General features: G+C 32.6%; 2 protein-coding genes. Both read right to left on the bottom strand.

Translation table 11 applies throughout. The features are described from left to right. Positions 1-435: 435 nt before the first annotated feature. Complete coding sequence (locus ODR02_RS23520; RefSeq protein WP_309513757.1) at positions 436-981, bottom strand: peptidoglycan-binding protein LysM; 546 nt, start codon at positions 979-981, stop codon at positions 436-438. A 588-nt stretch (positions 982-1,569) separates the two neighbouring features. Continuing rightward, entirely contained in the window at positions 1,570-2,115 is a 546-nt protein-coding gene (locus tag ODR02_RS23515; protein ID WP_309513756.1) for a peptidoglycan-binding protein LysM, read from the bottom strand. Between the last annotated feature and the right edge of the window lie 157 nt (positions 2,116-2,272).

Here is a 2,272-nt window from a genome sequence, read left to right as displayed (position 1 = left end):
TTTACAGTTGTCGTTGCTGTAGTATTTTGAGCTTGAACATTATTAGTTCCAAATATGATTGCTCCAAAAGTTAAGGCTGTGATTACGATTTGTTTTTTCATGATAGTAATATTTTATTGTTATTTTTTACTTAATTGTTATCTTTTGTATACTGCAAATTTATAGTGGTGATAAAAGTTTCTTTGTAGTGGAAAAAGGAAGTTCATGTAGTAAAATCACTACAGGGTCTATTCATTTAACTTAAATAGTAAAGCCCTCAACACTTAGAAAGTGTTGAGGGCGTATATAAATTGTTATTTCTATTATAAAGCTGTCGTAATATAAATTCCCGGATTTTGAATTTTATCTATATGGGTACAATACATACAAAATCAAAGGCCTCCTGAGGAAGCCTTCGAAACACCAAATCACAAAATATTAATATGAAAAATTAATTTATAAAGCTGTTGCAGTATAAGTTACTGTTTGCGTATAAGTTCCGGCTGGCTTACCTAAAATATCAGACGATGATGATTTCGCTGCTGGAATAGTGTAGTCCAGATTCAGTGTTAAGGCACTTCCAAGAGGAGCATTGGCTACTAAAGTTTGATCCGCTGCAGATAACACTACAGCGCTTTTTGTTCCACCCATTGTTCCGGCAGCCGTAGCAGCTTTGATAGTCAAAACATTTACAGGGATTAAGTTGGTTCCATTCATAAAATTAGGACCTCCTGCTTTTACTTTAACATTAAAGTTTTTCGTGGAAGTAACTTTCAAAGAGTTGGCTTTAGTAATGGTCTGATCAGAGTTGTAGTCTGCTGCAGTAACGTAATTAAAATCTACCGTATTACCAATTGCAGTACTTCCTGCGTCGATAGAGATGACATCGTTCAAAGTAATGTTTACAGTTGTCGTTGCTGTTGTATTTTGAGCTTGAACATTGCTAGTTCCTAATATAATAGCTCCAAAAGTTAAGGCTGTGATTACGATTTGTTTTTTCATGATGGTAATATTTTATTGTTATTTTTTACTTAATTGTTATCTTTTGTATACTGCAAATTTATAGTGGTGTTAAAAGTTTCTTTGTAGTGGAAAAAGGAAGTTCACGTAGTAAAATCACTACACGGTTTATTCAAATAAAAAATAGAAAACCCCTCAATACTTTTCAGGTACTGAGGGCATGTATATTGATGTGTTTTTTTATTATAAAGCAGTCGTAATATAAATTACCGTTTGCGTATAATTTTTTAGGTTTTCACAAAAAATATTTATAGGTTGGTAAATGTGTTATCATTGTTATTTAAGAGTATATTAGTAATATAGCGCAAATAACTAAGCAAGTATTAATCGCTTTTTGAGATTTGATAACTTTAAAAAGATATAAAACGGTTAATACATTTACTGAATGTTTGGTGTGATGTATTCATTAGATTTAAATGTCCAAAAGCATAGATTCTACCTTACAGATAACAGATACTTATTCCAAGATTTTGAATTTTATCTATATGGGTACAATAGATACAAAATCAAAGGCCTCCTGAGGAAGCCTTCGAAACACCAAATCACAAAATATTAATATGAAAAATTAATTTATAAAGCTGTTGCAGTATAGGTTACTGTTTGCGTATACGTTCCGGCTGGTTTACCTAAAATATCAGAAGATGATGATTTCGCTGCTGGAATAGTGTAGTCCAGATTCAGTGTTAAGGCACTTCCAAGAGGAGCATTGGCTACTAAAGTTTGATCCGCTGCAGATAACACTACAGCACTTTTTGTTCCGCCCATTGTTCCGGCAGCTGTAGCAGCTTTGATAGTCAAAACATTTACAGGGATTAAGTTAATTCCATTCATGAAATTAGGACCTCCTGCTTTTACTTTAACATTAAAGTTTTTCGTGGAAGTAACTTTCAAAGAGTTGGCTTTAGTAATCGTCTGATCAGAGTTGTAGTCTGCTGCAGTAACATAGTTAAAGTCAACTGTATTACCAATGGCAGTACTTCCTGCATCGATAGAAATTACATCGTTCAAAGTAATGTTTACAGTTGTCGTTGCAGTTGTATTTTGAGCTTGAACATTCTTAGTTCCTAATATCATTGCTCCAAAAGTTAAGGCTGCGATTACGATTTGTTTTTTCATGATGGTAATATTTTATTGTTATTTTTTACTTAATTGTTATCTTTTGTATACTGCAAATTTATAGTGGTGTTAAAAGTTTCTTTGTAGTGGAAAAAGGAAGTTCATGTAGTAAAATCACTACAGGGTTTATTCATATGATCAATAAAAAAGCCCTCAA

The sequence above is a fragment of the Chryseobacterium sp. CFS2 genome (genome assembly GCF_036543225.1).
GTDB lineage: Bacteria > Bacteroidota > Bacteroidia > Flavobacteriales > Weeksellaceae > Chryseobacterium > Chryseobacterium culicis_A.
The sequence above is the reverse complement of the archived record's forward strand: the minus strand, read 5'-3'. Positions and strand labels throughout refer to the sequence as shown.

Bases quoted from the DNA above. Each gene is read 5' to 3' on its own strand.
- ODR02_RS23520 (WP_309513757.1), bottom strand. From the start codon at position 981: ATGAAAAAACAAATCGTAATCACAGCCTTAACTTTTGGAGCTATTATA.
- ODR02_RS23515 (WP_309513756.1), bottom strand. From the start codon at position 2,115: ATGAAAAAACAAATCGTAATCGCAGCCTTAACTTTTGGAGCAATGATA.